This window comes from Mucilaginibacter sp. (assembly GCF_036383575.1).
Lineage (GTDB): Bacteria > Bacteroidota > Bacteroidia > Sphingobacteriales > Sphingobacteriaceae > Mucilaginibacter.
On record NZ_DASVOB010000750.1, the window covers coordinates 1 to 5235 of the forward strand.

The 5235-nt window shown below is 42.3% G+C and carries 5 protein-coding genes and 1 pseudogene; 5 read left to right on the top strand and 1 reads right to left on the bottom strand.

The features are described from left to right. From VF500_RS26855 to VF500_RS26865, 3 genes and pseudogenes are all read left to right on the top strand, one after another. Positions 1-461, top strand: a pseudogene (locus tag VF500_RS26855) (phenylalanine 4-monooxygenase); the annotation flags it as partial. Between the two features lie 173 nt (positions 462-634). Continuing rightward, positions 635-1339, top strand: coding sequence for an SDR family oxidoreductase (locus tag VF500_RS26860; RefSeq protein ID WP_330862616.1), 705 nt, complete (start codon positions 635-637; stop codon positions 1337-1339). Between the two features lie 65 nt (positions 1340-1404). After that, on the top strand, positions 1405-2838 hold the full coding sequence (locus tag VF500_RS26865; protein ID WP_330862617.1) for a PAS domain S-box protein: 1434 nt from the start codon (positions 1405-1407) through the stop codon (positions 2836-2838). 151 nt (positions 2839-2989) lie between these two features. Here the strand turns inward: VF500_RS26865 and VF500_RS26870 are convergent, their stop codons facing one another. Then, complete coding sequence (locus VF500_RS26870) at positions 2990-3328, bottom strand: single-stranded DNA-binding protein (RefSeq protein WP_330862618.1); 339 nt, start codon at positions 3326-3328, stop codon at positions 2990-2992. 150 nt (positions 3329-3478) lie between these two features. Here VF500_RS26870 and VF500_RS26875 point away from each other — a divergent pair, with 150 nt between their 5' ends. Further along, positions 3479-3841: a hypothetical protein gene (locus tag VF500_RS26875; RefSeq protein ID WP_330862619.1), complete on the top strand. Its 363-nt coding sequence runs from the start codon at positions 3479-3481 to the stop codon at positions 3839-3841. A gap of 306 nt (positions 3842-4147) precedes the next feature. Then, a partial coding sequence (locus tag VF500_RS26880) for an amino acid permease (RefSeq protein ID WP_330862620.1) occupies positions 4148-5235 on the top strand: 1088 nt, incomplete at its 3' end.

The following is a 5235-nucleotide window of genomic DNA, read 5'->3' on the forward strand; positions in this document are numbered from 1 at the left end:
CTGATAAAGAAGGAATGGTGTTGTTTGACCCGGCCTGGGGGGGGTATGATATGGCTGTTGGTGAAGTGATCGTTTCGGTATTTTGCGGGGCGGCCGACAGGGAAGCTTACGAAACCATTGTTTATAAATCAAAAACAGAGACCCATCATGCCGTGCACGATCATAAAAGTAAAGAACTGCAAAAGCTTTACCAACAGGTGCGTAATTGCCGCATAAACCATGGTGACTATGGCTTTTTAGGTAACGTATGGTTGCAATTACAAAAAGACCATCATGACGACTGGCTTTGCGCTTTGGAGATACTGGAAATACTTGATCATGAAGGTGTCGAGCCTGCACTGGCTGCCGAGATCAAGTATTTTCTTGAACAAAAAGGACATAATGAGCCCGAATACGGTAAACTCATCAGTGATGGTTTTTATTTGATCAAGCACCTGGTTGAGCAAAAATTGGTAGTTTAGCAATTGATTTATCATCTTAGGGGTACTAAATCAATCGTCATTGCGAGGTACGAAGCAATCCCAAACTATACAGGACCGCTCTGCTAATCGGGGATTGCTTCGTACCTCGCAATGACGTTCAAATAGAAATTAATTAACAAACAATTATTCCCCCTTTAGGGGGATAGGGGAATATGAACATCATAATAACCGGCGCCAGTAGCGGCGTGGGCTTTGAAGCCGTAATTGAACTGATACTTTCGGGCAGCCACAAGGTGATTGCGCTGGCCCGCTCGCAGGATAAACTGGAACGTTTGCTGGAGATAGCTCACGGCTTAAATCCCGATTGCCAGTTGTTTGCCTTGAAATTTGACATTGTTCATGACGACTATGAAGGCTTGCAGCAGTTTATAGCATCACATTTTGATAACCGCGTTGATGTTTTGATCAATAATGCAGGGGTGCTTGTCAATAAACCATTTGCCGAATTGCTTGAGTCGGACTTTGTGGAGATGCTGCAAAGCAACTTCATTGGCCATGTTCGCGCTATCCAGGCCCTGGTACCTTTGATGCCAGCCGGTTCGCATATCCTTAATATTGGCAGCATGGGCGGCTTTCAGGGGAGTGCTAAGTTTCCGGGGCTGGCGGCCTATTCTTCAAGTAAAGCAGCTTTGCACACGCTAACCGAGTGTTTAGCGCAGGAATTGACCGAACAAGGTATCAAAGTAAACTGCCTGGCATTAGGCTCTGCACAAACCGAGATGCTGGAACAGGCTTTCCCGGGTTATGAATCGCCGGTAATGGCCTTTGAAATGGGTAAATACATCGCCGATTTTGCCTTAACCGGAAGTAAGTTTTTTAACGGAAAAATAATACCTGTGGCAGCAACTACTCCTTAAATATTAGATAATATTGCAAACATTTTTATAACTTAGTTATTATAAATATGTTATGCCTGCAGCAAATGGATATAAGGTTTACATCACTTTTCACTCATTCAAAAGACATCTTTTTTGTCATGGATATGAGTGGTGTGATCCTGCATACCAACCATGCTTTCCGCAATACCTTTAATTATACCGACGAGGACTTAGCAGATATAAATATAGCAGACATTTGTCATCCCGCAGATAAGGAACGACAGGCCGAATCGCAGGGAAGTCTTTTTCTTCATAAAAAACTGATAGGTTATCAAAGCCGGGTAAAGGCAAAAGATGGCTGCTATTTTAGTGTTATCTGGTCGGTAATATTAAATGAGGACGATGGCCTTGTTTATTCAAGCGGTAATACCCTTGCCGGCATGATCGAGCAGCCGGAAAATGATATTGTTCAGCATACCATTCAAAGCCTTAATGAAGGTTTTGCAGTGCTTGATTCTTCCTGGAACATCACCGCTTTTAATCCGGCGTTTCATGCTATGACTAATCTGAGTACTGGCGATCTGAAAGATATCAATTTTATGCAGATCGAAAGCCTGGGTTTAACCGAAAGGGTGTCAAGTGAATTTCAAACATCATTAACCGAAAGGCGGTCGATACAAGTACAATATCTTAACACTAATTCTAATAGCTGGTTGCGTATCAATATTTACCCTTATCGAAACCAGTTGGCTATTTTTATCCGTGACATCACAGAGATCAAGATGCAGGAATGGGTATTAGGACTTGAAAAAAAGGTGCTTGAGTTGAATGCTACGGCTCAATATACTCTTGGTCAAACTACACGTGAATTATTGCGGGGCATTGAACGGATTTTTCCGGACATGGTCTGCTCGGTATTGGAAGTGGACGATCCGCAGGAAAAAATGCATGTACTGGCTGCTCCCCGGCTACCGCAGGCTTATTGCGATTTCCTGGAAGGGTTACCTGTAGGCCCTGAAGTAGGCTCTTGCGGCAGGGCGGTATACCATCGCGAACAGGTAATTGTAAGCGACATAGAAAACAACCCGCTTTGGGATAACTATGTTCATATGGTGAGGCCATATGGTTTAAAGGCCTGCTGGTCAACCCCGGTAATGAGCTCAAAAGGCTCAAAAGTTTTGGCAGTGTTTGGTATTTATTACCACGAAACACGTGAGCCAAGCAACGATGAGCTCAGCATCATTGAGCGGACGGTTAATATCCTAAGGGTATTAATTGAAAGCAAAAAGACAGAAGACAATATCCGCGAGCAGAACAACCGCCTGCAAACAATCGCCAATATCAGCTCGCACGAGTTGCGTAAACCTGTAGCCACTATTTTGGGTTTGGTTAATTTATTTGATAATGACGATCTGCAAAACCCGCTTAATAAAGAGATCATTGGCCATATTGATACAACATCGCAGCAGTTGGATGGGGTTATTCATTCCATTGTTGAAAGAACCGCATATATCAAAGCTTTTGGGGCGGATGCGTAAGTGAAAACTAAGGGATGCTCCCAGAAGTTTAAAACATTTCGTTTTAAACTTCTGGTGAAGGTTGTTCTTCCCTTGGCGATACCTGTCCCCGAGATTCAAGTGATCTTACCCGCCAGCGTCCTATCGCTTTGGGCGTATCACCATTTGCTCTTCAGCCTTTGGTGCCCATCTTTAAAAATTCGTTAACCACTACTTCAGATATATAGCGTTTAACACCATCCTTATCAGTATAGTTGCGATTAGACAGTTTACCTTCTACAGCAACTTCATCGCCTTTTTTAAGCAGGTCTTCGGCAAGTTTAGCCTGCGGGCCCCAGAAAACAAGGTTATGCCACTGGGTATCGGTTATTTTTTCGCCTTTGTCGTTTTTATAACTTTCGTTGGTGGCAATAGAAAGACGCACCATCTTTTTACTGCTGTCAAATACTTTTACTTCCGGATCCATGCCTAAATTTCCTACCAGGCGTACACTGTTTCTTAATGAGTTCATCGTTTTATTATTAATGTTTACTGTTGCTTGAATTAACGATACAAAGGTGGTGGAAGACTAAAAAATTAGCCGGATATTAACCGTTTATAGTCGATAGTATCCGTTTGTAAGCGTTTGCAAGCGGATAAATTAATCGCTACCTTTATCATTATGAACCAGGAAAGAGTTTGTTTAGATTGCGGTACGCCATTGCAGGGCCGTGCCGATAAAAAGTTTTGTAATGACCTGTGCCGCAATAATTACAACAATCAGCTCAACAGCAACAGTTATAACCTGGTGCGGAATATCAATAACATCCTGCGCCGTAACCGCCGCGTAATGGAGGAGTTGAACCCCACCGGCAAAACCAAAACAACCCGCAAAAAACTCACCGCAAAAGGTTTTGATTTCGACCATATCACCAGTATCTATCAAACAAAAAACGGATCAACCTATTTTTTTAATTACGAGTATGGCTACCTGTTGTTAGATAATGACGAGGTATTGCTGGTGAAACGGGATGGGGAGCAGTAAGAAGTTGGCAGTTTGTAGTTGGCAATTTGCGGTGGACAGTTGCAAAGAGCCGATTTTGGCAGGGATTTACAGCAGAAATAGAAGATAATCCCATAATTCTAAATCATGCAATCCTTTAATCCCCAAAATCATGGTTCAAATTGAGATTAAATCCGATTCTCTATAGATTTAATAGCATTTAACAGTTTAATATTTTGATAATTAATACTTAACTGTTGTTTCATTCGGCTCTTTATGTTTTCAATAAATTTAAGTACGTTTGGGGAAATGTAAATTTTAATTTTTGACTGATCTTACTAATTTAAAATGAAGTTATTTATCAAGAAACCTATTCAGCAATTACTTGCTGCTTCGGCAGAAACAGAAAAAACGCTGAAGCGCACACTTGGGCTTAGCTCGCTGATTGCACTGGGTATCGGGGCTATTATTGGTGCCGGTATATTTGTGCGTACCGCAGCAGCGGCCGGCGAACATGCAGGTCCGGCGGTTACTATTTCCTTTATTATAGCCGCGGCCGGTTGCGCCCTGGCTGGTTTATGTTATGCTGAATTTGCCAGTATGATACCTATTGCCGGGTCGGCTTACACCTATTCATACGCAACAATGGGTGAGTTAATTGCTTGGATCATAGGCTGGGATTTGGTTTTGGAATATGCACTTGGTGCAGCTACAGTATCAATAGGTTGGTCGCAGTATTTCAACGAGTTTTTGAATACATTCTTTAATTTTCATATACCGTTTGAATGGTGTCATTCACCATGGGAAACCAACATATCTACTACAGGTATGTATACTGATCAAATTGGAGTTCATGGCTTCGTGAACCTGCCTGCTATATTGATCCTGTTCCTTTTATCAATGTTACTGATCCGCGGTACTGCGGAGTCTGCTGCGGTTAACAACATTATTGTAATTATTAAAGTAGCAATTGTATTGCTGATCATAGGCTTGGGCTGGCACTTCATCAACCCTGCAAATCACACTCCGTACATGATCCCTGCCGATGCGGGTGTTGTACACACCAGTACCGGCGATGTTAATTATGCCGATACTTTTAACCATGGATGGCTGGGTGTATTACGTGGTGCGAGTGTTGTATTCTTCGCTTTTATCGGTTTCGACGCCGTATCAACAGCAGCCCAGGAAGCGAAAAACCCGCAGAAAGATATGCCTAAAGGTATTTTGATCTCATTGGTGTTTTGTACTATCCTTTATATCCTGTTCTCACACGTTTTAACAGGCTTAGCTCCTTATAAAGACTTTTTAATTAAAGGAAAAGAGGCTTCTGTAACTTACGCTATCAACGCTTTTATGCCTGGTTACGGATGGTTAGCTAAGTTTGTAACAATAGCTATCCTTGCCGGTTTTTCATCGGTTATCCTGGTAATGCTTTT